This is a genomic window from Curtobacterium sp. PvP017 (assembly GCF_054060195.1).
In genome coordinates this window covers 1-21,796 of sequence record NZ_JBSSCY010000007.1, presented here as the reverse complement: position 1 = coordinate 21,796, position 21,796 = coordinate 1, and the positions used below count along the sequence as shown (strand labels likewise).

Below are 21,796 nucleotides of genomic sequence, written 5' to 3'. Positions count from 1 at the left end.
CCGTGACCTCGCGGGCTGACGGACGGCCGCCGGTCGCCTGGTGGCTCCCGCTGCCCGCGGTGCTGGGCGGTCTGTTCGTCGTCGTGCCCGTGCTCGCGATGCTCGGTCGGGTCGACTGGTCGTCGTTCGTCGCCCTCGTCACCTCCACGGCATCGCTCACCGCACTCGGACTCAGCCTCGGCACGGCACTGACCGCCACGGCCGTCGCGTTCGTGCTCGGCTACCCGCTCGCCGTGCTGTTCGCCCGGTCCCGTTCACGGTGGGTCGGGGTCGCCCGCGCCGTGGTGCTCCTGCCGCTCGTGCTGCCGCCCGTCGTCGGCGGACTCGCACTGCTCGCGGCGTTCGGCCGCCTCGGGGTGGTCGGGGCGTTCCTCGACGACCACGGGCTGCACATCGCGTTCACCACCACGGCGGTCGTCATCGCGCAGACGTTCGTGGCCATGCCGTTCCTGGTGTCCGCGATCGAGGGGGCGCTCCGCGTGGAGGGGGACCGGTACGAGCGGGTCGCCGCGACCCTCGGCGCCGGTCCCACCCGCACGTTCCTGACCGTCACCACCCCGCGGGTCCTGCCCGGCATGGTCTCCGGACTGGTGCTCTGCTTCGCGCGTGCGCTCGGCGAGTTCGGCGCGACCCTGACCTTCGCGGGCAGCCTGCAGGGGGTCACCCGGACCCTGCCCCTGGAGATCTACCTGCAGCGCGAGGTCGACCCCGACACCGCCGTGGCCCTGGCGGTCGTGCTCGTCGTGGTCGCCGTCGTGGTCATCGGTGCCTCGTCGCTCCGCACCCGGGGCGTGGCCGCGTGACCGGGGTCGCGGCGCGGATCGTCGTCGAGCGGCGGGACGTCGACGTCGCCCTCGAGGTCGGCGCGGAGGAGTGCGTTGCGGTCATCGGGCCGAACGGCGCGGGCAAGTCCACCGTGGTCGAGGCCCTGGCCGGTCTGCTGCCGATCGACGCCGGGCAGGTGGTCCTCGGCAGCACCGTCGTGGCGGACCACAGCCGGACGGTGCCCGCCCACCGCCGCCGCATCGGGCTCGTCGCCCAGCGGCCCGACCTGTTCCCGTTCCTCGACGTGGTCGGCAACGTGGCGTTCGGCCCGCGGGCAGCCGGGGTCCGACGGGCCGCCGCCCGGACCCGCGCGCTCCGTGCGCTGACGGCCGTCGGCGCCGACGGCCTGGCGGACCGGGCCCCGGACACGCTGTCCGGCGGGCAGGCCCAACGCGTCGCGATCGCGCGGGCGCTGGCCACCGACCCGGCGGTGCTGCTGCTCGACGAACCGACGTCGGCGCTCGACGTCGCCGCACGTGACGAGGTCCGTGCAGCGCTCCGGACTGCGGTCGCCGGGCGCCCGAGCCTCCTGGTCACGCACGACCCGGTCGAGGTCGTCGCCCTGGCCGACCGGGTCGTCGTCGTCGAGCACGGCCGGATCGTCGAGGAGGGCACCCCCGCCGCCGTGCTCGGACGGCCCACGAGTGCGTTCGCGGCGGCGTTCTCCGGGCTCGCGCTGGTGCGCGGGACCGCCACCGTGGGTGGGATCGCGACCGACGGCGGCGGCGAGCTGGTGTCGGGGACGCACGCCGTGCCTCCCGGTCGGCCCGCCCTGGGCGCCTTCCACCCGACGGCCGCCCGGCTGACGCGGGACGGCGCCGGGCCGGTGCGCACCGTCACGTCGCTCGAACCGCGGGACGGACTGGTGCGGGTGCGCGCCGGGGACCTCGTCGCGGACCTGACCCTGGCGCGGGTCACCGCACTCGGGATCGGACCCGGCGACGCGGTCCGCGTGGACGTTCCCGCCTCCGAACTGGCGGTCTACGCGCCGCGCGGTTGAGACAATGGTCGGATGACCTCCTGGTTCCCCAAGGCGTGGCCCGTGGCCATCCCGATCCTGGCGGCCGTCGTGCTCGCGTTCTCGTACGGCCGCTACGGACTCGGCACCGTGGTCGTGGCGATCGTCGCGATCGTGCTCGCTGCCACCGTGCTCGCGGCGGTGCACCACGCCGAGGTCGTCGCCCACCGCGTCGGTGAACCCTTCGGGTCACTCGTGCTCGCCGTCGCGGTCACGATCATCGAGGTCGCGCTGATCATCTCGCTGTCGAGCTCCGGCGGTGCCCAGGCCGAGACCCTGGCGCGCGACACGGTGTTCTCGGCCGTGATGATCACGATGAACGGGCTGGTCGGCCTCGCGATCCTGATCGGGACGCTCCGGCACAACACCGTGCGGTTCAACCAGGAGGGGGCCAGCGCCGCGACGATGACGGTCGCCGCACTCGCCGTGCTGACCCTGGTGCTGCCGACGTTCACCACCGGCACCGACGACGCGTCCTTCACCGGGACGCAGCTGGTCTTCGTGGCCGTGGCGTCGCTCGTGCTCTACGGACTGTTCGTCGTGACGCAGACCGTCGCCCACCGTGACTTCTTCCTGCCGGTCAACCGTGCCGGCGGGGTGCTCGTCGAGTCCGAGGACGCCCACGCCGCACGCCCGTCCGGTCGCACCACGATGGTGTCGCTCGGGCTGCTGGTCGTCGCCCTGGTCGCCGTGGTCGGGCTCGCCAAGGTGGAGTCGCCCGCGATCGAGGCCGGCGTCGCCGCGGTCGGCTTCCCGCCGTCGTTCGTCGGCGTCGTGATCGCCCTGCTCATCCTGCTGCCCGAGGGCATCGCCGCGTCGAAGGCCGCCGCCCGGAACCGGATCCAGACGAGCCTGAACCTGGCGATGGGGTCGGCCATGGCGTCGATCGGTCTGACGATCCCGTCGATCGCGGTCGCGTCGCTGTTCATGCCGGGCACGCTGCTGCTGGGGCTCGGGCCGTCGCAGATCGTGCTGCTCGCCCTGACGATCGTCGCCGCGGTGCTCACGGTGCTGCCGGGCCGTGCGACGCGACTGCAGGGCGGGGTGCACCTGGTGATCTTCGCCGCGTTCATCGTGCTGTCCGTCTCGCCGTAGGGCGCGGGGGCGGGCGGGGGCGGCGAACCTGGTCGATTCGGGCGTACCTGGTCGAAAGTTCTGACCCGGTACGCCCGGAAGCACCAGGCATCGCGGGCGTTCTGGGAAGGAACGAGCGCCGCTCAGCCGCCAGCGAAGGGGGGCATGACGTCGACGACCGCGACGCCTTCGAGCACGGTGCTGCGATCGCGGGTGGTCACGCCGTCGACCAGGTACGAGCACCGCTCCTGCAACGCACCCCAGCGCGGAGGATCGGCGGCGGCGATCTCCCGCAACGCCTCGTCGATCGTGCCCGCCTCGGTGGTCGAGGAGTCGGCGCCGACCGCCGCCCGGGCAGCGGCGAAGAACCGGATCGTGGTCATCGTTCAGCCGCCGATCGCGCTCATGCCGCGCGTGGGGTGCACGAGCTCGTCGCTGTCGTCGCCGTGGTCGCGCGGCTTCGCCCACATCGCCCGGCGCCACAGCTCGGCCACCTCGTCGTCGGAGGCCCCTGCCCGCATCGGTCCGAGCACGTCGGTCTCCGCGTCCGAGAACAGGCAGCTCCGGACGTTGCCGTCGGCCGTCAACCGGGTGCGGGTGCAGTCGGCGCAGAACGACTCGGTGATGCTCGCGATGATCCCGACCGTGCCGAGTGGCGCACCGGAGCGCGCGTCCTGCACCCGGTACCGCTCGGCCGGGGCGCCGTCGCGCGGGGCATCGTCCGGTGTCAGCAGGAACGACGACGCCAGCAGCGCACGGGTCTCGGTCGCGGTCACCATCTCGGTGCGGTCCCACGCGTGGTCGGGGTCGAGCGGCATCTGCTCGATGAACCGCAGTTCGTAGCCGCGGTCGAGGCACCAGCGCAGCAACTCCGGCGCGGCCTCGTCGTTGATCCCGCGCAGCAGCACCGCGTTCACCTTGATGTCGAGGCCGGCGTCGTGTGCGGCCGACAGTCCGGCGATGACCTTGTCGAGGAACGGGCGGCGGGTCACGGTGGTGAACACGTCGGGATCGACGGTGTCGAGCGACACGTTCACGCGCCGCAGTCCGGCGTCGTACAGGGCCTGGGCGCGGTGGGCGAGGCCGATGGCGTTGGTGGTGAGCGACAGTACCGGGGCGTCGGGCAGTGCGGCACACCGGGCGATCACGTCGACCAGGTCGTGCCGGAGCATCGGCTCGCCGCCGGTGAACCGCACCTTGCGCACGCCGAACCGCGACGACCCGATGCGGACCAGTCGCTCGATCTCCGCAGCGGTCATCAGGGCGTTGTCGGGGGCGAACGGCAGCCCGGCGGCCGGCATGCAGTACGTGCAGCGCAGGTTGCAGCGTTCGGTCAGGGACACCCGCAGGTCGATCGCGCGACGCCCGAAGCGGTCGACGAGTCCGGCGGACGCCGGGTCCACGGTCGTGCCGAGCAGGGTCGCGGGTGCCATGTGGCTCAGCGTACGTGCTCGACGCGCCGGAACGACAGCCGTTCCCACCAGCGCCGCCAGTCGGACCGGCTCGTACGCAGGAGCGTGACCACCACGATGACGGCCACCGCGGCGAGCAGCCACCACCGGTAGGCGTCCGTCGACGGCCACACCCCGCGCAGCGCGATCGCGAGTCCGATCGACAGCCACTCCCACCGCCCGGACAGCACCACGAACGGGATGAGCAGCAGCGCGTACCAGGGGTAGCGCGGGGTCACGGCGAGGAACGTCACGCCGATCATCAGGACCTCGCCGGACCACGGCCTGGACGGGTCGGACAGGCGCCACGCGACGAACGCGGCGAGCAGCACGGCGAGCCCGACCACCACGGTCGCCGCGTCGCCCCGGAAGACCATCGACACCAGCGCGAAGCGGGAGCCGTCCTCGTAGCCCTCCTCGCTCAGGTAGCCGGGCAGGTACCCGAGCACGTCGAGCCCCGTCGTCAGCACGTACGGCACGTAGAGCAGCCCGAACACGGCGATGCCGACCGGGATCGCCCACCAGGACCGCCACCGGCCGAGCAACGGCGGGTACACGATGGCCGGGATGAGCTTGGTGGCCGTGGCCGCTCCGAGTGCGATCCCGCCCCAGATCGGTCGGCCGAACGCGACGAGCACGGCACCCGCGGTCGCGAGCGCCGCGCCCAGGGCGTCGACGTGCGAGTTCGTCACGGCCTCGGACGCCACCAGTGGCGACCAGGCCCAGAGTGCGGCCCACCACGTCGGGCGACCGGTCTTCCGCAGCACCACCACGAGGGCGACGGTCACCACGAGGGACAGCAGCAGGCCCGCCACCTGGAACGGCATGTACTGCGCGGTGGCCGGCACGAAGGCGCGGACGGCGGCGAACCAGAGCTGCGCCATGGGCGGGTAGATCGTCGTCACGTCCGGCCGGTTGATCGCGGTGCAGTGGCCGTCCGCGCCGTCGCCGAGGCCGCGGAATCGGGGCTTGAGGTCGTCGCACGTGCCGTCCACCTTGTCCGGGAACAGCCAGTCGGGCCGCAGACCGGACAGTGCCGTGGACTGGGGGGTGTGCGCGTACGGTGAGACACCGGCATGCTGGACGATGCCGTCCCACGCGTACCGTGCCGAGTCGGTGCTCGTGCTCGGGGGACCGGCCAACGCCGCGAGCCCGACCACCACCGCCCCCACCACGACCACGGCGGTCATCCACCGGGCGGGCACGAAGCGCAGTGCGAGCACGGCGATCACGAACACCGTCCAAGCGATCAGCGTCCACGCAACGAATGACGAACGAGTGTCGGAACGGAGGAACCCCAGATGCGTGACGCCGAAGGCGATGACGCCCGCGAGGGCCAGGACTCCGACGACCGCTCCCACGACGGCGAGACGGGCACCCGGACCGACGGCGGAGGACGGTCGGACGGCACGCAGTCGGTCGCTCATGGTCCGTCGAGGCTAGCGGGCGTACGACACCTGCTGTTTGAGGCGCGGGCCGCACTGGCCTCGCCGAACCGGAACGCGCGCTCCGCGGTGGTGCTCGGACGACTGCTCGGCCTGGCGTTCGTGGTCTGCTTCGGCACCGGCATCTACAGCCACCTGCTGCAGGAGCCCCTCGGCTGGATGCGGTTCCCGACCCGGCCGACGCAGCTCTACCAGTTCACGCAGGGCCTGCACATCACCACCGGCATCGCGATCATCCCGCTGCTGCTGGCGAAGCTCAACACCGTCATGCCCGCGCTGGTGCAGGTGCCGCCGGTGCGCGGCGTGCTGCACCTGTTCGAGCGGCTGTCGATCGCCGTGCTCGTGTCGGCGTCGATCATCCAGGTCACGACCGGTCTGCTCAACACGTACCAGTGGTACCCGTGGCCGTTCCCGTTCCGCCAGGTGCACAACGCGATGGCGTACGTGATCATCGGGTCGCTCGTCATCCACATCGCGGCCAAGCTGCCGGTCATCGCCCGCTACTGGCGGAAGCGCGACTCGTACGACGAGCAGGGCCGGTTCATCGCAGACCCCGCGTCCGGCAGCGAGCTCCTTCCGCCGACCCGGGAGGCCCGGCCCGCGTCCGCCCCGCACGCTGCGGTCTCCGAGACCGCCGGGTCCACGGCACCCGGCCTGCTGGGCCGCGTGTTCCGCTGGATCGACGGGGTGGACGAGGTCGCCGCGCAACCGAAGGCCGACACGGCGGAGCCGACCCGGGCCTCCCGGTCGGTCGACGAGCGTGCACAGGGCCGACGTCAGCGGATCGCGCGACGCGGGTTCTTCGGCGGCGTGACGGCCGCGGTCGTGGGCGTCGTCGCCCTGACGGCGGGGCAGTCCTCGAAGCTCGCCGAACCGTTCAACGTGTTCGGAGCGCGCCAGCGCGGTCTCGGTGCGAACGGCCTGCCGGTCAACCGCACCGCCCGCGCGGCGGGCGTGCTCGCCAGTGCGACCGCCGCGGACTGGACCCTGACGGTCGTCGGACCCGACGTGACCCGCACCTTCGTGCGTGCGGAACTCGTCGCCCTCGGGACCACCGAGGTCGACCTGCCGATCTCGTGCGTCGAGGGGTGGAGCCAGATGGCGACGTGGAAGGGCATCCGGATGCGCGACCTGCTCGGTGCCGTGCAGGCCGAACCCGGCTCGCACGTGCGGGTCACGAGCCTGGAGCGGCACGGCGGCTACCGGATCATGGACATGGGGCCGGAGTACGCCGAGGACCCGACGACCCTGGTGGCGCTCGAACTGAACGGTTCGACGCTCGACCTGGACCACGGGTTCCCGGCGCGGGTCATCGCTCCGGGGCGGCCGGGCGTGCTGCAGACCAAGTGGATCGAGAAGATCGAGGTGCTGCGGTGAAGGCCGCGCGGATCGTGCTCGTCGTGGTCGGCGTGCTGGTGATCGCGTTCGGGGCGTCCGTCCTCGTGACCTCCGTGTCGCCGAAGCGCATCGGTGGGCTGGCCACCTGGCTGCTCGGTGCGGTCATCCTGCACGACGCGATCCTGTCGCCGTTCGTCGTCGGTGCCGGGCTGCTGCTCCGGCGGGCCGGTCGGTCCCTGCGGGCCTGGGTGCTCGTGGTCGTGCAGGCGGCGATCGTGCTCGGCAGCGTGCTCGCGCTCGTGGTGCTGCCCGAGGTCGCTGCGAAGCGGCACGGGCAGAAGAACCCCACGATCCTGCCGTTCGACTACGGCACGCGGTTGCTGATCGTCGAGGGCGTGCTGCTGCTCGTGGTCGTGGCGGTGCTCGTCGTCGGGGTGGTGCGGGCGCGGCGGTCTGTCGTGCGCGGCTCGCGGACCACTGGTTAAAGCGACAACCTTTCGGTAGGATGACGACATGACCGACGAGACCCCGTGGCTCACCCGCGAGCAGCTGCGCGCGTGGATGAAGCTCGTGGCCGTCATGGAACTCCTGCCGGCGGCGCTCGACCAACAGCTGCAGCGCGACGCCGACCTGACGCACTTCGACTACATGGTCATCGCGATGCTCTCCGAGACCGACAGTCGCACGCTGCGGATGTCGGCGCTCGCCTCGGCCACGAACGCCTCGCTGCCGCGGCTGTCGCACGTGGTGTCCCGCCTCGAGAAGCGCGGACTCGTGACCCGCTGCCCGTCGACCTCGGACCGCCGGGCCACCGACGTCCGGCTCACCGACGCCGGCTACGCCACCATCGTCGATGCAGCGCCCGACCACGTCCGCACCGCACGCCACGTCGTGATCGACGCGCTGAGCGAGGAGCAGGTCGTCCAGCTCGACGGCATCGCGGCCGCACTGCTGACGCGGCTCGACCCCGAGGGGCGGTTCGCGGCGCTGACGTACCCGCGGGACGACGACGACACCGCGATCTGCGAGCAGCGGCTGACGGGCGCCAGCACCGACTGAGCGGTCTCGGTCGGCGCGCTGCCGGCGTCGGCCGACTCGGCTGGTGCGCTCGGTCGTTGCAATAGGCTCGGCCCATGACCGACCCCGCCGCGCCGTCCGACACGTACTCCTACCTCGGACCGGCCGGCACCTTCACCGAGGCGGCCCTCAAGCTCGTCGAGGCCGCGGCCGGCAAGCCGTGGCGGAGCGTCAACAACGTCGGCGAGGCCCTCGACGACGTCATGTCCGGCCGTTCGGTCGGCGCGGTCATCGCGATCGAGAACAGTGTCGACGGCGGTGTCAGCGCCACGCAGGACGCGCTCGCCCGGATCCCCGGTGTGCGGATCGTGGGGGAGTACCTGGTGCCGGTCGACTTCGTGCTCGTCGCACGCCCCGGCGCCACGCTCGCCGACGTCCGCACCGTGAACGCCCACCCGGTGGCGTACGCGCAGACCCACAACTGGCTCGAGGCGAACCTGCCCGGCCACGGCCACATCCCGGCGTCGTCGAACGTCGCGGCCGCGCTGGCCCTGCTCGAGGCGAACCCCACCGCCGACGCCGCCGTCGCCCCGCCGGGCATCACCGACCACCACGACGTCGTCGTGCTCGCGTCGTCGATCGGCGACAACGCCTCGGCCGTCACCCGCTTCGTGCTCGTGTCGAAGACGCTCGCGCTGCCCGAGCCGACCGGCGCCGACAAGACGAGCGTCATCGTCGAGCTGCCCGCCGACCACCCCGGCGCCCTGGTCGACATGCTCGAGCAGTTCGCGACCCGCGGCATCAACATGGGGCTGCTGTCGTCGCGCCCGATCGGCGACGAGCTCGGTCGCTACCGGTTCGTCATCGACCTGGACGGCCACGTGCAGGACGAGCGGGTGGCCGACGCCCTGCTCGGGCTGCGCCGGTTCAGCCCGCGCGTGACGTTCCTCGGGTCGTACCCGCGTGCCGACGGCGTGCAGCCCGAGGTACCGACGCGCTACTCCGACGCGGCGTTCGTCGAGGCGCGGGACTGGCTGCGCGCGATCGTGTCCGGCGAGCCCGACGCGGGCTGACGCGCGGCGCTGGCTCGTCGGTCGGCGCGTCTGGCGCACGGTGCGGCTTCTGTCGGCCGGTGCGAGGTTGCCCGCTCCGTGCGCCGTTACAACCTCGCACCGAGCGCGCAACCGCGCACCAGTCGAACGACCCCGCACGGTGCGTGATCACCCCGGTCCGCACAACCGCGCACGTGCTGAACAACCCCGCACGGTGCGTGATCGCCCGACCCGCGCAACCGCGCACAGGCCGAACAACCCCGCACGGTGCAGCGCGGGCACCTCCCGGCTCAGCGCTTGCGGCCGCGCACCCAGCTCGGCCGCGGCTCGACCGTCGGCACCTTGACCGTCAGCGAACCGGGGTCGATCCGGGCGCGGAACGCCGTGATCTCGCCCACCGGGTCGCCGTCGATCTCGAACTCGTCGGGCTTCTCGAGCCGCAGCGTGAACTCCTCGCCGCGCATGTAGCGCAGCGGACGTTCCTGCTTCGCCGCCGTGGTGATGCGGCGGCCGATCAGGGTGTCGGACAGCGCCGAGCGTCGGAACCAGCGCAGGATGCCGTTCTCCCAGAACACCCGCGCGCCGATCCGGACCCAGCCGAAGAACCCGCGGGGCCGCATCACGACGATGTCGAACACCCCGTCGTCGATCTCGGCGTCGGGTAGGAGCATCGCGTTGGCCTGCAGCATGCCGCAGTTGCCGACGATCACCGAGTGTGCCCGCACCGACCCGTTGCGGGCCGAGTCGTCGAGCCGGTACTTGAACTCGAAGCCGTCGGTGTCCCGCACGGAGCGCAGGAGCGAGTCGAGGTAGGCGAGCCAGCCGACGCGCTTCTTCAGCTCGGGGCGGGTGTTCGCGATCATCCGGGCGTCGAGCCCGAGGCCCGCCATCACGACGAAGCCGAACTGCTCGCGGGCGCCGTCGGGCCGCTCGACGCCGAGCAGTCCGAAGTCGATGGAGCGGTCGTGTCCGGAGAAGATCGTGTGGGCGCTGCTCGCCAGGTCGTCGAGGGGGAGCTTCATGTTGCGGGCGAGCAGGTTGCCCGTCCCGCTCGGCAGCAGTGCGAGCGCGGCACCGGAGCCGTGCACGACCTCGGCGACCGCACGGACGGTGCCGTCACCACCCGCGGCGGCGACGACGTCGGCCCCGGCGTCGAGCGCTGCGCGGGCCATGCCGCCGCCTGGGTCTTCCTCGGTGGTCTCGAACCACAGGGTCTCGGCCCAGCCGGCCTCCTGCTGGTGCTGCTCCACGGTGGCCTTGAGGGTGGGCAGGTGGACCTTGACCGGGTTGTAGACCACGGCTGCCGTCCGGTGCTCGGTGGGGAGGGCGTCCTGGTCCGCGGGCGCGGTCTCCGAAGGGGTCGACATGCGACCAACGGTACCGATCGGATGCTGCGCGTGGACAGCCCCGCGCGGACGGTCGACGTGGATGTGGCCGCCTCTAGGATGGAGCGGTGATCGATCCCCAGCTGCTTCGTGACAACCCGGACGTCATCAAGGCCTCGCAGGAGGCCCGCCGCGCATCCGTCGCCGTCGTCGACGAGGCCGTCGCCGCCGATGCCGCCCGCCGCAGCGCGATCACCGCGTTCGAGTCGCTCCGCGCCGAGCAGAACGCCTTCGGCAAGACCGTCGCCAAGGCCCCGAAGGACGAGAAGGCCGCGCTCGTGCAGCAGGCCCAGGCGCTCTCGGCGCAGGTGAAGGAGGCCCAGGCCACCGTCACCGCGGCCGAGGACACCTTCAACTCCGTCGTCCGCGCCATCCCGAACGTCGTCCTGCCCGGCGTCCCGGCCGGTGGCGAAGAGGACTTCGTCACCCTCCGCACCGTCGGCACGAAGCCCGAGTTCGACTTCGAGCCGAAGGACCACGCCGACCTCGGCGAGCACCTCGGCATCATCGACATCCCCCGCGGTGTGAAGGTCTCCGGCTCGCGCTTCTACTTCCTGCGCGGCCTCGGTGCCCGGCTCGAGATCGCGCTCATGTCGCTCGGCCTCGACCGAGCCATCGCCGCCGGCTTCGAGCCGCTCATCACCCCGACGCTCGTCCGCCCAGAGACCATGGCGGGTACCGGCTTCCTCGGTGAGCACGCGGCCGAGGTCTACCGGCTCGAGGCCGACGACCTGTACCTGACCGGCACGAGCGAGGTCGCCCTCGCCGGCTTCCACGCCGACGAGATCCTCGACATCGAGAACACCGCGCACCGCTACGCCGGCTGGTCGACCTGCTACCGGCGCGAGGCCGGGTCGGCGGGCAAGGACAACCGCGGCATCCTGCGCGTGCACCAGTTCAACAAGCTCGAGATGTTCGCCTACGTCCACCCGGACCAGGCCGAGGCCGAGCACGAGAAGCTGGTGTCGTACCAGGAGCAGATGCTGCAGGACCTCGGACTGCACTACCGCGTGATCGACGTCGCCGCCGGTGACCTCGGCACGAGCGCGGCGAAGAAGTACGACATCGAGGCCTGGGTCCCGACGCAGGGCACGTTCCGCGAACTCACCTCGACGTCGAACTGCACGACGTTCCAGGCCCGTCGCCTCGACATCCGCTACCGCACCGAGAGCGGCAAGACGGCTCCGGTCGCCACCCTGAACGGCACCCTCGCGACGACCCGCTGGATCGTCGCGATCCTCGAGACGCACCAGCAGGCCGACGGCTCCGTCGTCGTGCCCGAGGTGCTGCGCCCCTACCTCGGTGGCGTCGAGGTGATCGAGCCCCGATGAGCGCGCAGGGGCGGTTCGTGGACGGTGCGGCGCAGGGCGCGGGCACCGGTGCTCCCGCCCGCACGAAGCGCTGGCTGGTGGCCCTCGACATCGACGGCACGACCATGCGCGAGGACGGCGACATCACCGAGGCCGTGGTCGCCGCCGTGCGCGATGCCGAGGCCGCGGGACACGAGGTCATGCTGTCGACCGGTCGCAGCGAGGGCATGACGGTGCCGTTGCTCGAGACCCTCGGCATCGAGCCGAAGTACCTCGTCTGCGCCAACGGAGCGCTGACCCTGGCCCGACGTCCGGACGGCTCCTACGAGCGCGTCCACGTCGAGCACTTCGACCCGAGCGACGTCCTGCAGACCATCCGCGGGGCCCTGGAGAACGCGGCCTTCGGCGTCGAGGACGAGACCGGCCACTTCCGGCTCTCCGAGAACTTCCCCGCCGACACGATGACGAACGCCGGCGAGCTGGTGCCGTTCGACGAGCTGCTCACGGTCGAGGCCACCCGCGTCGTCGTGATCTCGCCGGAGCACGGGCTCGAGGAGTTCCTGCAGATCGTCGAGGACATGGGCCTGCACAAGGTCTCGTACACGGTCGGCTGGACCGCGTGGCTCGACATCGCGCCAGAGGGCGTGACGAAGGCCACCGCGATGGAACGCGTGCGCGAGTGGCTCGACATCCCGCGCTCCCGCGTCTTCGCCGCGGGTGACGGCCGCAACGACATCGACATGCTCCGCTGGGCCTCGACCTCCGGTCGCGGCGTCGTCATGGGCCAGGCTCCGGACGACGTCGTCGACGCCGGCAACGAGCTCACCGGTGGCGTGTCCGACGACGGCCTGGCAGCGGCGCTCGACTCCCTGCCGCGCTGATCTGCGCTGACGCGCACGGCGGACGGGAGGCCCGTTAGACTTCCCGGGACGCGATCACGTCTCGCCACGTGGTCGCGTCACTGGAGGGTTGTCCGAGCGGCCGATGGAGCCTGTCTTGAAAACAGGTGGGCAGAGATGTCTCGTGGGTTCGAATCCCACACCCTCCGCCATGGACACCCGGTTGCGCCTGCTCCGCGTCGACGACGCGGCGATGCTCGCCGCCGTCATCACCGCGAGCGCCGAGCACCTGCGACCGTGGGAGCCGACCCGGGCGCCGGCGTACTTCACCGAGCAAGGTCAGCACGACGTCATCGTGCAGTCGCTCGCCGCGGAGCGCGCGGGCACCGCGGTCCCGTTCGTGATCGAGTCGACGGACGGTGAGCTCCTCGGGCGCATCACGCTGAGCGGCATCACCCGCGGCGCCGTGCAGTCGTGCGCGATGGGGTACTGGATCCGTGCAGACCGACTCCGCCAGGGCCACGCCTCCCGCGCCGTCGCCGCTGCCGCCGGCCACGCGTTCGACGTGCTCCGACTCCACCGGGTGCAGGCCGAGACCCTTCCGGAGAACGTCGGGTCGCAGCGTGCGCTCGAGTCCGCCGGGTTCAGCCGCTACGGGTTCGCGCCGGAGTACATCAAGATCGACGGGGCCTGGCGCGACCACGTCATGTTCCAGCTCCTCGCACCACCGCCGGCCACGCGGCGCACTCGATGATCGAGGTCGTCGACCACCAGCCGTCGTGGCCCGAGCGGTTCGCGGTGTTGCGGGACGCGTACGCCGCCGCGCTCGACGCCGCCGGCGCTCGGTACCGGAGCATCGAGCACGTCGGCAGCACCTCGGTGCCGGGCCTCGCCGCGAAGCCCGTGATCGACGTCGACATCGTGGTCGATCCCGGCGACGTCGCGGCGGCGGTCGCGGCGCTGACCACGATCGGGTTCGGGCCACGAGGAGACCTCGGTGTCCCCGACCGGCAGGCCTTCCGGACACCGGAGCACTTCGCCCCGACCAACACCTACGTCGTCGTGGCCGGGTCGCTCGCGCTCCGCAACCACCTGGCCGTCCGCGACGTCCTGCGCGCAGACCCGGAGCTCCGGGACGAGTACGCCGCGGTGAAGCGCCGAGCCGCTGCCGAGGCCGAGGACATCGACGACTACATCGAGCGCAAGAGCGAGGTGCTGGCCCGGATCCTGCTCGCCGGCGGCTTGTCGGACCGGGAACGCGCCGCCATCACGGCCACGAACCGCCGGATCACCGGCCGCGGCGCCGGCGGTTGACCCGTCCCGCTCACGGCACGAACGGCAGCGGGTACGGCATCAGGAGTTGGCCGTCGGTGAGCGGCATCAGCGCCGCCATCCCGACCAGGGAGCTCGTGACCAGCGCGACCGCGGCGAACCACCACGCCGATCGGCGGCCGAGGCGTGCCCTCCGGGCGGTCAGCAGCAGCAACCCGAAACCGATGACGTGCGCGACCACCACCACCGGGAGGCCGAGGGACAGCGCGCCCTCGTTCGGGTGCGAGAAGTCGTCAGCTGAACGTCGGTTGTCGACGTCGGACGCCAGGTACAGCCAGAACCACGTGGCGAAGCCCGCGACCGTCCCGAGCGCTGCCGTCACCCAGAACAGGGCCGCCCACCCCGCGGACGTCCACCCCGTGCGCAGCTCCGACACTGCCCCCGCCGTCCCCATGCGGTCATGGTAGCGGCGGGGGCTGCCGGGTCGTCCACGAGTGTCAGGCGGTGGCGAGCGCCGGGTAGAGCGCCGTCAGCGGCGCGCTGAGTCCAGCGCGGACGTCACGGCTGACCTGGTCGGCCAGCACCTCGTGCTCACCGGCCTCGACGGCGTCCCAGATGAGCCGGACGATGTCGGCCGGGTCGGACTTCTCGACGTCGAGCCCCGCGGTCATGCCGGTGTCCGTGTAGCCGAGGTGCGCGCCGACGACCTGGGTGCCCTGGGGCGCCAGCTCGAGGCGGAGCGAGTTCGTGATGGACCAGAACGCCGCCTTCGATGCCGAGTACGCACCGGCGAGGGCGACCCAGCTCAGGGCCGAGTGCACGTCGATCAGTGCGCCGCCGCCGATCGAGGGGGCGAAGGCCTTGGCGACGCGCAGCGCGCCGAAGACGTTCGTCGCGAAGATGCGCTCGACCTCCTCGACCGAGGTGTCCACGAGCGGGTCGGCGCCAGCGATCCCGGCGTTGTTCACCACGACGGTCACGTCGGCTGCGGCACGAGCGGCGGCGTCGACGCTTTCCTGGCTGGTGACGTCGAGGGCGAGCGGCACGATGCGCTCGTCGTCCCAGGTGCGCGGGGTGCGGGCGGTCGCGTAGACCTTGGCGGCACCGCGGTCCAGGGCCTGCTGGACGAACTCGGCGCCGAGGCCGCCGTTCGCTCCGGTGACGAGGACGATCGCGTTGGTGAGGTCGGTCATGAGGGGCTCCAAACGAAGAAGTTGAGTACGGAAACCGAACCTAGCACGTTGTGTCCGGAAATCGAACCCAGCTAGGATGAACGCATGCTCGGCATCCTCGGCGGCGACGAGCGCTGCCCCATCGCACGGTCCCTCGACGTCCTCGGCGAGAAGTGGACGCTCATGATCGTGCGCGACGCCCTCGCCGGCTCGACGCGCTTCAGCCAGTTCCAGCAGAGCCTCGGCGTCCCGCGCGAGGTGCTCACGGCGCGTCTGGCCTCACTCGTCGACGGGGGAGTGCTCGAGCGCACGACCTACAAGCCGGAGGGTGCCCGGGCGCGCGAGGAGTACGTCCTCACCAACGCCGGCCGCGATCTCTCGCTGGTACTCCTGGCGCTCGGTGGCTGGGCGGACCGGTACCGCCCCACGGAGCTGACCTCGGACCTGCGCTTCGTCGACACCGATTCCGGCGAGCCGGTCGAAGCGGTCGCGGTGACGCAGGAGTCCCAGCAGCGTGTGCCGCTCCAGCGGCTCACCGCCGTCATGGACCCGGCGATCTGACGGACGGGAGGGACGGGGCGGCCCCGCCACGGGCCTCCCGACCGTCGGTGGGTGCGTCAGCGACGCACGTCGCACCCGCAGCTCGCGCCCAGGACCAACTCGGCGGGCACCAGGTCGCGGTGCCACTGGTTGTCCGCGTCGAGTCCGAGCACGCGGTCGACCGCGGCGATCGCCATCGTCTCGATCGGCTGCCGGACCGTCGTGAGCTGCGGGTTCGTGTAGTCCGCCTCCGCACCGCCGTCGAACGACACGATCGCGACGTCCTCCGGTGCGCGCAGGCCGAGCTCCCACAGTGCCCGCAGGACGCCGACCGCCTGCATGTCCGAGCTGACGAAGACGGCGCGGGGTCCGGTCTCGTCGCCGAACATGCGGAGCCCGGCTTCGTAGCCGCCCCGTCGGGTGAAGTCGCACCGGACGATCGGTCCGTCGGGCAGCCCGGCGTCGCGCAGGGCCCGCATCCACCCCTGTTCACGGAGTTCCATCGACCCGGCGTGCCCCATCACCAGGCCGATCGACTCGTACCCGTGCTCGACCAGGTGCCGGGTGCCGTCGTACGCGCCGCGCAGGGCGTCGACGCCGATGCTGGCGTAGTCGGGGACCTCGAAGAAGGTGTTGAGCAGGACCAGCGGGATGCCCGGGTCGGAGACGTTGGACAGGTCCGGGTGCGTCATGATGCTCGTCAGGATGATGCCGTCGACCTGCCGGGCGGACAGGCTGCGGAGCCGCTCGCGCTCCTGGGTGGCGTCACCGTCGCTGTTCGCGAGCAGGACGTCGTAGCCGCGGGCGGCTGCGGCGTGGGTGACCTCGACGGCGAGCTCCGACCAGAACGGGTTGTCGAGCTCGGGGACGATGAGGCCGAGCATCTTCGACGACCCGGTGCGCAGGGCCTGGGCGCTGGCGTTCGGGCGGTAGCCGAGGACCCGGATGGCGTCGCGGACCCGGGCGGCGGTGGCGGCCGCGACGGGCCGGGGGCCGTCGTGCACGACGTAGCTGACGACGGAGGTGCTCACGCCGGCGTACCGGGCGACGTCGGCGCGGGTGACCGCCCTCGGGGTCGTCGGGACGGTCACGGGTGCCACCTTCGTCGGCTCGGGAACGGCGTTCGGGTGCCGGCCCGTGCGGACCGGCACCCGAACACCACGTGCTACTCGCTGGCGATCCTAGACGAGGGCACCGCCTCGACGGTGTCCGGGGCGTCGCCGAAGTCCGGCACCTCGAGGCGGACGCCGCCCTGCAGGGCCGACTGGTGGGCGATGATGCCGGGCAGCGTGAAGCGTGCGGCGGTCCAGGCGTTCACGGGCGGCAGGGTCCGGTCGACGACGGCGCGGACGAAGTCGTCGGCCAGGAACTGGTGCGAGCCTTCGTGGCCGGTCGGCACGCCGGCGTACTCGGCGGGCAGGCGGTCGGTGTCGTGCACCTCGGCGTACCCGGAGACGAACGCGTCGCGCAGCGAGGGGTCGACGCCGGCGAGACGCGGGTCGTCGAGGTCCATCGTCGCCTGCGTGTTGATCTTGTCGCTGATGTCGTGCGAGTCCTCCTTGTCCTGCCAGACGCTGACCTTCGCGAGCTGCTCGAAGCTCGCCTCGGTGCCGAAGTAGCGGAAGCGCGACTCTCGGATGTGCGACGGGTAGCCGACGCGGCGCATCTCGTTGATGCGCATGACGCCGCCGTTGTCGAGTTCGAACAGGGCGGTGGCGTTCGAGAAGTCGTTGTCGAACTGGCTGACGTCCTTGTCGAAGACGCCGTCGCCGCGGTCGTCCTTGACGCCGATGCAGCTGACGCTGACCGCGTGTCCGGGGATGGCGCCGAGGACGCCGCCGACCGAGTGGGTCGGGTAGAGCATGGGCGGGTAGCTGGCGGTGCGCTTCCAGTCCTCGCCACCGCTGAACTGGTACGCGGCGTAGAACCCGAGGTCCATGTCGTGCACGTAGTCGCCCTCGGAGTAGAAGACCCGGCCGAAGGCGCCGTCGGCGACCTGCTTGCGGGCGAACACCGTCGCGGGGTTGTAGTAGCTCGTCTCGCCCATCATGTAGGTGAGCCCGGTCTCGCGGACGGCCTCGATGATGTCGCGGATCTCGTCGACCGAGATCGCCATCGGCACCGCCGAGTACACGTGCTTGCCGGCCCGGAGCGCCTTGACGACGAGCGGCCCGTGCGTCCAGCGCTGCGTGAAGATCGCGACCGCGTCGACGTCCGAGGCGAGCACGGCGTCGAAGTCGGCGAACGTGCCGTCGAGGTGCTGCGACTCGACGAGTTCCGACGCGCGGTCGTCGACGAGGTCGGTCACGAAGACGCGGTCGACGTCCGGGTGGAGCTTGAACAGCTTGGCGAACTGGGGGGCGAACTGGCCCGCGCCGACCATTCCGACAGAGATCATCAGTGACCTTTCCAGGGGTGAGGGATGCGTCGCCGGGCAGGTCGCGCCGATGCGATCGACCGCCATCCTGACACGATCGTCTACACGTGACAACCCCCGATGCGAACCGGGAAGAAGCCCCTTGCCACCCCGTGTCCCCACGTGTAGATTCCCGGCTCACGGACTGCTGCACGTCAGTCCACCGCAGACGAAGGAGTCGCGATGGCCACCGAGAGCCCTGTGTCGTCACCCTTGACGACCGCCAGCACGAGACGGAGGAGTCGGGCAGCCGACCTCCCGCTCGCCAGCACCACCGTCCCCCGCCGCCGCCGTCCCCGCAACGACCTGTGGCTCGCGCTCGTGTTCATCGCGCCGGCCGCGATCGGCTTCGTGGTGTTCCTCGCCTGGCCGACCGTGCGGGGCATCTACCTGAGCTTCACGTCGTACAACCTGCTCACCGAACCGGAGTTCACCGGGCTGCAGAACTACGCGCGGCTCGTGCAGGACTCGATCTTCTGGCACTCGATGGTGGTCACCGTCGAGTACGTGCTCATCAACATCGTCATCCAGACGGTCGTCGCGCTGTTCATCGCGGTGATGATGCACCGCCTGACGAAGTCGACCTTCGTGCGCGGCATCGTCCTGGCGCCGTACCTGGTGTCGAACGTGGTCGCGGCGCTCGTCTGGCTGTGGATCCTCGACACCCAGCTCGGCATCGGCAACGAGATGCTCGCGGCCCTCGGACTCGACCGCATCCCGTTCCTGCAGAGCGACGTCTGGGGCATCCCGTCGATCGCGCTCATCAACGTGTGGCGGCACGTCGGCTACACGGCGCTCCTGATCTTCGCGGGCCTGCAGTCGCTGCCCGAGACCGTCTACGAGGCCGGCCGCATCGACGGGGCGAGCGAGTGGAAGATGTTCTGGCGCATCACAGTGCCGCTGCTCCGCCCGATCCTGTCCCTGGTGCTCATCATCACCGTGATCGGCTCGTTCCAGGTGTTCGACACCGTCGCCGTCACCACGCAGGGCGGCCCCGCGAACGCCACGAACGTCGTGCAGAACTACATCTACAACCTGGCGTTCGGCCGGTTCCAGTTCGGCTACGCGTCCGCGGTCTCGGTCGCGCTCCTCATCGTCCTCAGCATCATCACGATCATCCAGTACCGCCTCACCCGCTCGGGTGAGTCGGACCTGGACTGAACGGAGCGCCGCACCATGACCACGACCCTCACCCGTTCCGTCACCACGAAGCGTCCGCCCCGTCCCGGAGCCGGCCACCGTCGCCGTCCGTCGGTCGGCCGCGTCCTCGCCTGGGTCGCGATGATCCTCGTCATCGTCGTCACCCTGTTCCCGTTCTACTGGATCCTGCGCACCGCCCTGTCGTCGAACGGCGCGATCAACTCCGACCCGACGTCCCTGCTGCCGGTCGGCTTCAGCCTGGGCGGCTTCGAGCGGGTCCTCGGCCTGCAGTCCACCGAGGAGGCGCTGGCCCAGGGCGGCTCCGGCGCTGCCCTGAACTTCTGGCGGTACCTGCTCAACTCCGTGATCGTGTCGACGCTCGTCACGGTCGGCCAGGTGTTCTTCTCGGCCGCCGCAGCGTACGCCTTCGCCCGACTGCGCTGGCCCGGACGCGACAAGGTCTTCGGGGTGTTCCTCGCCGGCCTGATGGTGCCCGCGATCTTCACGCTGCTGCCGAACTTCACGCTCATCAAGCAGCTCGGGCTCGTCGACAACCTGCTCGGCATCGCGCTGCCGACGATGTTCATGACCCCGTTCGCGGTGTTCTTCCTGCGGCAGTTCTTCCTCGGCATCTCGAAGGAGGTCGAGGAGGCCGCACTCATCGACGGTGCGGGCAAGGTCCGGGTGTTCTTCCGACTCGTCATCCCGATGGCCGCCGCACCGATCGCCACCCTCGCCGTGCTGACGTACATCACGAGCTGGAACGACTACTTCTGGCCGCTCATGGTGTCGTACACCGACAGCTCGCGGGTGCTCACCGTCGCGCTCGGCGTCTTCAAGTCGCAGTCCCCGCAGTCCGGCACCGACTGGGCCGGGCTCATGTCCGCGACCCTCGTCGCGGCCCTCCCGATGATCGTGCTGTTCGGCGTCTTCGCCAAGCGGATCGTCAACTCCATCGGCTTCTCCGGGATCAAGTAGCCCCGGCTCGGACAGGACCACACCATGACGAACACCCTCTCCCGCCGCACACTCTTCGCCGGAGGCGCCTCAGCCCTCGCCCTCGGTACACTCGCCGCCTGCTCGTCACCGAGCCGGGGGACCGCGTCGAAGCGCGGCCCCCGCACCGTGAGCTACTGGCTCTGGGACTCCAACCAGCTGCCCGCGTACCAGCAGGTCGCGAAGGCGTTCCACCGCGAGAACCCCGACATCACGGTGCAGATCACCCAGCTCGGGTGGGCCGACTACTGGACCAAGTTGACGGCCGGGTTCATCGCCGGCACCGCCCCGGACGTCTTCACCGACCACCTGACGAAGTTCCCGCAGTACTCGGACCTCGACGTGCTGTACAAGCTCGACGAGCTCGAGGCGACGAAGTCGATCCGCGACGACGACTACCAGTCCGGCCTCGCCGAGCTGTGGAAGGGCCAGGACGGACACCGCTACGGCTCGCCGAAGGACTGGGACACCGTGGGGATGTTCTACGACCGTCAGGCGATGCAGAAGGCCGGCGTCTCCGACGACGAGCTCGCCACGCTCGAGTGGAACCCCGACGACGGCGGCTCGTTCGAACGGATGCTCGCGCACCTGACCATCGACGCCAAGGGACGGCGGGGTGACGAGCCCGGCTTCGACAAGGAGAACGTCGAGGTCTACGGCATCTCGTCGAACGGCTCCGGCGGCGACGGCTTCGGCCAGACGCAGTGGTCGCCCTTCACCGGATCGACCGACTGGTTCTACACGAACGAGAACCCGTGGGGCGACACGTTCCGCTACGACGAACAGACGGTGCAGGACACCCTCGCCTGGTACTACCGCCTCGCCGACAAGGGCTACATGGCGAAGTACGGCGTCTTCTCGACCACGACCGGCCCGGACGTGCAGCTCGGCGCGGGCAAGTGCGCGCTGTCGTTCAACGGCTCGTGGATGATCGGCACGTACCTGAACATGAAGGACCTCGACATCGCCGTCGCCCCGACGCCGATCGGGCCGACGGGCAAGCGGGCGTCGATGTTCAACGGGCTCGGCGACTCGATCACGAAGCAGGCGAAGGACCCGGAGGCGGCGGCGAAGTGGGTCGCGTTCCTCGGCAGCGACACCGCGCAGGAGATCGTCGGCCGCGCGGGCGTCGTGTTCCCGGCCCGTCCCGCCGGTACCGAGGCGGCGGTCGCGTCGTTCCGGAAGCGCGGGCTGGACGTGTCGGCCTTCACCCGGCAGGTGGAGGAGAAGACCACCTTCCTGTTCCCCGTCACCCGCAACCCGGCGGACGTGCAGGCGCTGCTGCAGCCGGCCTTCGACAACGTCTACGCGAACGGCAAGCCGATCTCGACGTTGACCGGCACCAACGAGCAGGTCAACAACCTGCTGGCGCTCACCTGAGCGCGCGGGTCGCCTGACGCGGTCTGACGCGACCAGGATCGGACGGGAGGCGCGGGGGGGGGGCGCCCCCCCCCCCCCCGCCGGGGGGCGGGGCGCCGGGGACCAAGGGTGCCAAGGCGGGGGGGC

The 21,796-nt window shown here is 71.2% G+C and carries 23 protein-coding genes and 1 tRNA gene; 16 read left to right on the top strand and 8 right to left on the bottom strand.

Features of this window, described 5'->3' with window-relative positions:
* Window positions 1–2: 2 nt before the first annotated feature.
* From ACVKXF_RS13890 to ACVKXF_RS13880, 3 genes are read left to right on the top strand one after another with little or no spacing between them, the layout of a single operon-like run.
* Window positions 3–803, top strand: a complete 801-nt coding sequence (locus ACVKXF_RS13890) for an ABC transporter permease (RefSeq protein ID WP_456796061.1) — start codon at window positions 3–5, stop codon at window positions 801–803.
* The gene (locus tag ACVKXF_RS13885; RefSeq protein ID WP_456796060.1) at window positions 800–1,825 is read left to right on the top strand and encodes a sulfate/molybdate ABC transporter ATP-binding protein; all 1,026 of its coding nucleotides are present in this window, start codon (window positions 800–802) and stop codon (window positions 1,823–1,825) included. Before ACVKXF_RS13890 ends, ACVKXF_RS13885 begins: the two co-directional genes overlap by 4 nt.
* 12 nt (window positions 1,826–1,837) lie before the next feature.
* The gene (locus ACVKXF_RS13880; RefSeq protein WP_456796059.1) at window positions 1,838–2,938 is read left to right on the top strand and encodes a calcium:proton antiporter; all 1,101 of its coding nucleotides are present in this window, start codon (window positions 1,838–1,840) and stop codon (window positions 2,936–2,938) included.
* 122 nt (window positions 2,939–3,060) lie between these two features.
* On the opposite strand, the gene ACVKXF_RS13875 is transcribed toward ACVKXF_RS13880, so the two are convergent.
* Genes ACVKXF_RS13875 through ACVKXF_RS13865 form a run of 3 tightly spaced genes read right to left on the bottom strand, consistent with a single transcriptional unit; the run spans window position 3,061 to window position 5,795 of the window.
* On the bottom strand, window positions 3,061–3,300 hold the full coding sequence (locus ACVKXF_RS13875) for a MoaD/ThiS family protein (RefSeq protein ID WP_396289174.1): 240 nt from the start codon (window positions 3,298–3,300) through the stop codon (window positions 3,061–3,063).
* A gap of 3 nt (window positions 3,301–3,303) precedes the next feature.
* Complete coding sequence (moaA, locus tag ACVKXF_RS13870) at window positions 3,304–4,350, bottom strand: GTP 3',8-cyclase MoaA (RefSeq protein WP_456796058.1); 1,047 nt, start codon at window positions 4,348–4,350, stop codon at window positions 3,304–3,306.
* A 5-nt stretch (window positions 4,351–4,355) separates the two neighbouring features.
* Complete coding sequence (locus tag ACVKXF_RS13865; protein WP_456796057.1) at window positions 4,356–5,795, bottom strand: glycosyltransferase 87 family protein; 1,440 nt, start codon at window positions 5,793–5,795, stop codon at window positions 4,356–4,358.
* Window positions 5,796–5,882: 87 nt separating this feature from the next.
* Between ACVKXF_RS13865 and ACVKXF_RS13860 the strand changes: the two genes are divergently transcribed.
* The 4 genes from ACVKXF_RS13860 to pheA all read left to right on the top strand — a co-directional run bounded on the left by ACVKXF_RS13860 (window position 5,883) and on the right by pheA (window position 9,241).
* Window positions 5,883–7,190 (top strand): molybdopterin-dependent oxidoreductase, encoded by a 1,308-nt coding sequence (locus tag ACVKXF_RS13860; protein WP_456796056.1) that lies wholly within the window; start codon window positions 5,883–5,885, stop codon window positions 7,188–7,190.
* Window positions 7,187–7,636: a hypothetical protein gene (locus tag ACVKXF_RS13855; RefSeq protein ID WP_456796055.1), complete on the top strand. Its 450-nt coding sequence runs from the start codon at window positions 7,187–7,189 to the stop codon at window positions 7,634–7,636. Before ACVKXF_RS13860 ends, ACVKXF_RS13855 begins: the two co-directional genes overlap by 4 nt.
* 28 nt (window positions 7,637–7,664) lie before the next feature.
* Window positions 7,665–8,210, top strand: coding sequence for a MarR family winged helix-turn-helix transcriptional regulator (locus tag ACVKXF_RS13850; RefSeq protein WP_396289169.1), 546 nt, complete (start codon window positions 7,665–7,667; stop codon window positions 8,208–8,210).
* 74 nt (window positions 8,211–8,284) lie between these two features.
* Window positions 8,285–9,241 (top strand): prephenate dehydratase, encoded by a 957-nt coding sequence (gene pheA, locus ACVKXF_RS13845; protein WP_456796054.1) that lies wholly within the window; start codon window positions 8,285–8,287, stop codon window positions 9,239–9,241.
* Between the two features lie 269 nt (window positions 9,242–9,510).
* Here the strand turns inward: pheA and ACVKXF_RS13840 are convergent, their stop codons facing one another.
* Window positions 9,511–10,587 (bottom strand): diacylglycerol/lipid kinase family protein, encoded by a 1,077-nt coding sequence (locus ACVKXF_RS13840; RefSeq protein ID WP_123314218.1) that lies wholly within the window; start codon window positions 10,585–10,587, stop codon window positions 9,511–9,513.
* Window positions 10,588–10,673: 86 nt separating this feature from the next.
* Here ACVKXF_RS13840 and serS point away from each other — a divergent pair, with 86 nt between their 5' ends.
* The 5 genes from serS (at window position 10,674) to ACVKXF_RS13815 (ending at window position 14,068) form a co-directional block, all read left to right on the top strand.
* Window positions 10,674–11,936 (top strand): serine--tRNA ligase, encoded by a 1,263-nt coding sequence (gene serS / locus ACVKXF_RS13835; RefSeq protein ID WP_123314217.1) that lies wholly within the window; start codon window positions 10,674–10,676, stop codon window positions 11,934–11,936.
* Window positions 11,933–12,796 (top strand): HAD-IIB family hydrolase, encoded by an 864-nt coding sequence (locus tag ACVKXF_RS13830; RefSeq protein ID WP_456796053.1) that lies wholly within the window; start codon window positions 11,933–11,935, stop codon window positions 12,794–12,796. Before serS ends, ACVKXF_RS13830 begins: the two co-directional genes overlap by 4 nt.
* A gap of 82 nt (window positions 12,797–12,878) precedes the next feature.
* A tRNA-Ser gene (locus ACVKXF_RS13825) sits at window positions 12,879–12,966 on the top strand.
* Window positions 12,966–13,508 (top strand): GNAT family N-acetyltransferase, encoded by a 543-nt coding sequence (locus tag ACVKXF_RS13820; protein WP_456796052.1) that lies wholly within the window; start codon window positions 12,966–12,968, stop codon window positions 13,506–13,508. Before ACVKXF_RS13825 ends, ACVKXF_RS13820 begins: the two co-directional genes overlap by 1 nt.
* Complete coding sequence (locus ACVKXF_RS13815) at window positions 13,505–14,068, top strand: GrpB family protein (RefSeq protein WP_456796051.1); 564 nt, start codon at window positions 13,505–13,507, stop codon at window positions 14,066–14,068. Before ACVKXF_RS13820 ends, ACVKXF_RS13815 begins: the two co-directional genes overlap by 4 nt.
* Window positions 14,069–14,078: 10 nt before the next feature.
* Here ACVKXF_RS13815 and ACVKXF_RS13810 read toward each other — a convergent pair whose 3' ends face one another.
* Both ACVKXF_RS13810 and ACVKXF_RS13805 read right to left on the bottom strand, forming a co-directional pair.
* The gene (locus tag ACVKXF_RS13810) at window positions 14,079–14,480 is read right to left on the bottom strand and encodes a hypothetical protein (protein WP_456796050.1); all 402 of its coding nucleotides are present in this window, start codon (window positions 14,478–14,480) and stop codon (window positions 14,079–14,081) included.
* Window positions 14,481–14,523: 43 nt separating this feature from the next.
* Window positions 14,524–15,219 (bottom strand): SDR family oxidoreductase, encoded by a 696-nt coding sequence (locus ACVKXF_RS13805; protein ID WP_340196748.1) that lies wholly within the window; start codon window positions 15,217–15,219, stop codon window positions 14,524–14,526.
* Window positions 15,220–15,303: 84 nt separating this feature from the next.
* On the opposite strand from ACVKXF_RS13805, the gene ACVKXF_RS13800 reads away from it, so the two are divergent.
* Window positions 15,304–15,759, top strand: coding sequence for a winged helix-turn-helix transcriptional regulator (locus ACVKXF_RS13800; protein WP_456796049.1), 456 nt, complete (start codon window positions 15,304–15,306; stop codon window positions 15,757–15,759).
* A gap of 56 nt (window positions 15,760–15,815) precedes the next feature.
* Here ACVKXF_RS13800 and ACVKXF_RS13795 read toward each other — a convergent pair whose 3' ends face one another.
* A complete protein-coding gene (locus ACVKXF_RS13795; protein WP_260233157.1) occupies window positions 15,816–16,829 on the bottom strand; it encodes a LacI family DNA-binding transcriptional regulator in 1,014 nt (337 codons plus the stop codon).
* A gap of 74 nt (window positions 16,830–16,903) precedes the next feature.
* Window positions 16,904–18,136: a Gfo/Idh/MocA family protein gene (locus ACVKXF_RS13790; protein ID WP_425340811.1), complete on the bottom strand. Its 1,233-nt coding sequence runs from the start codon at window positions 18,134–18,136 to the stop codon at window positions 16,904–16,906.
* Window positions 18,137–18,367: 231 nt separating this feature from the next.
* Here ACVKXF_RS13790 and ACVKXF_RS13785 point away from each other — a divergent pair, with 231 nt between their 5' ends.
* From ACVKXF_RS13785 to ACVKXF_RS13775, 3 genes are read left to right on the top strand one after another with little or no spacing between them, the layout of a single operon-like run.
* Window positions 18,368–19,315: a carbohydrate ABC transporter permease gene (locus ACVKXF_RS13785; protein ID WP_123314369.1), complete on the top strand. Its 948-nt coding sequence runs from the start codon at window positions 18,368–18,370 to the stop codon at window positions 19,313–19,315.
* A gap of 15 nt (window positions 19,316–19,330) precedes the next feature.
* Window positions 19,331–20,272: a carbohydrate ABC transporter permease gene (locus ACVKXF_RS13780; protein ID WP_340196749.1), complete on the top strand. Its 942-nt coding sequence runs from the start codon at window positions 19,331–19,333 to the stop codon at window positions 20,270–20,272.
* A gap of 24 nt (window positions 20,273–20,296) precedes the next feature.
* Window positions 20,297–21,670, top strand: coding sequence for an ABC transporter substrate-binding protein (locus tag ACVKXF_RS13775; protein WP_456796048.1), 1,374 nt, complete (start codon window positions 20,297–20,299; stop codon window positions 21,668–21,670).
* Window positions 21,671–21,796: the final 126 nt, after the last annotated feature.

Excerpts from the sequence above, each read along its gene's own strand:
- ACVKXF_RS13830 (WP_456796053.1), top strand. The coding sequence starts at position 11,933 with ATGAGCGCGCAGGGGCGGTTCGTGGACGGTGCGGCGCAGGGCGCGGGC.
- ACVKXF_RS13775 (WP_456796048.1), top strand. The coding sequence starts at position 20,297 with ATGACGAACACCCTCTCCCGCCGCACACTCTTCGCCGGAGGCGCCTCA.
- ACVKXF_RS13790 (WP_425340811.1), bottom strand. The coding sequence starts at position 18,136 with ATGATCTCTGTCGGAATGGTCGGCGCGGGCCAGTTCGCCCCCCAGTTC.
- ACVKXF_RS13780 (WP_340196749.1), top strand. The coding sequence starts at position 19,331 with ATGACCACGACCCTCACCCGTTCCGTCACCACGAAGCGTCCGCCCCGT.
- pheA (WP_456796054.1), top strand. The coding sequence starts at position 8,285 with ATGACCGACCCCGCCGCGCCGTCCGACACGTACTCCTACCTCGGACCG.
- ACVKXF_RS13800 (WP_456796049.1), top strand. The coding sequence starts at position 15,304 with ATGCTCGGCATCCTCGGCGGCGACGAGCGCTGCCCCATCGCACGGTCC.
- ACVKXF_RS13880 (WP_456796059.1), top strand. The coding sequence starts at position 1,838 with ATGACCTCCTGGTTCCCCAAGGCGTGGCCCGTGGCCATCCCGATCCTG.
- moaA (WP_456796058.1), bottom strand. The coding sequence starts at position 4,350 with ATGGCACCCGCGACCCTGCTCGGCACGACCGTGGACCCGGCGTCCGCC.
- ACVKXF_RS13840 (WP_123314218.1), bottom strand. The coding sequence starts at position 10,587 with ATGTCGACCCCTTCGGAGACCGCGCCCGCGGACCAGGACGCCCTCCCC.
- ACVKXF_RS13805 (WP_340196748.1), bottom strand. The coding sequence starts at position 15,219 with ATGACCGACCTCACCAACGCGATCGTCCTCGTCACCGGAGCGAACGGC.
- ACVKXF_RS13810 (WP_456796050.1), bottom strand. The coding sequence starts at position 14,480 with ATGGGGACGGCGGGGGCAGTGTCGGAGCTGCGCACGGGGTGGACGTCC.
- ACVKXF_RS13850 (WP_396289169.1), top strand. The coding sequence starts at position 7,665 with ATGACCGACGAGACCCCGTGGCTCACCCGCGAGCAGCTGCGCGCGTGG.
- ACVKXF_RS13865 (WP_456796057.1), bottom strand. The coding sequence starts at position 5,795 with ATGAGCGACCGACTGCGTGCCGTCCGACCGTCCTCCGCCGTCGGTCCG.
- ACVKXF_RS13820 (WP_456796052.1), top strand. The coding sequence starts at position 12,966 with ATGGACACCCGGTTGCGCCTGCTCCGCGTCGACGACGCGGCGATGCTC.
- ACVKXF_RS13875 (WP_396289174.1), bottom strand. The coding sequence starts at position 3,300 with ATGACCACGATCCGGTTCTTCGCCGCTGCCCGGGCGGCGGTCGGCGCC.
- ACVKXF_RS13815 (WP_456796051.1), top strand. The coding sequence starts at position 13,505 with ATGATCGAGGTCGTCGACCACCAGCCGTCGTGGCCCGAGCGGTTCGCG.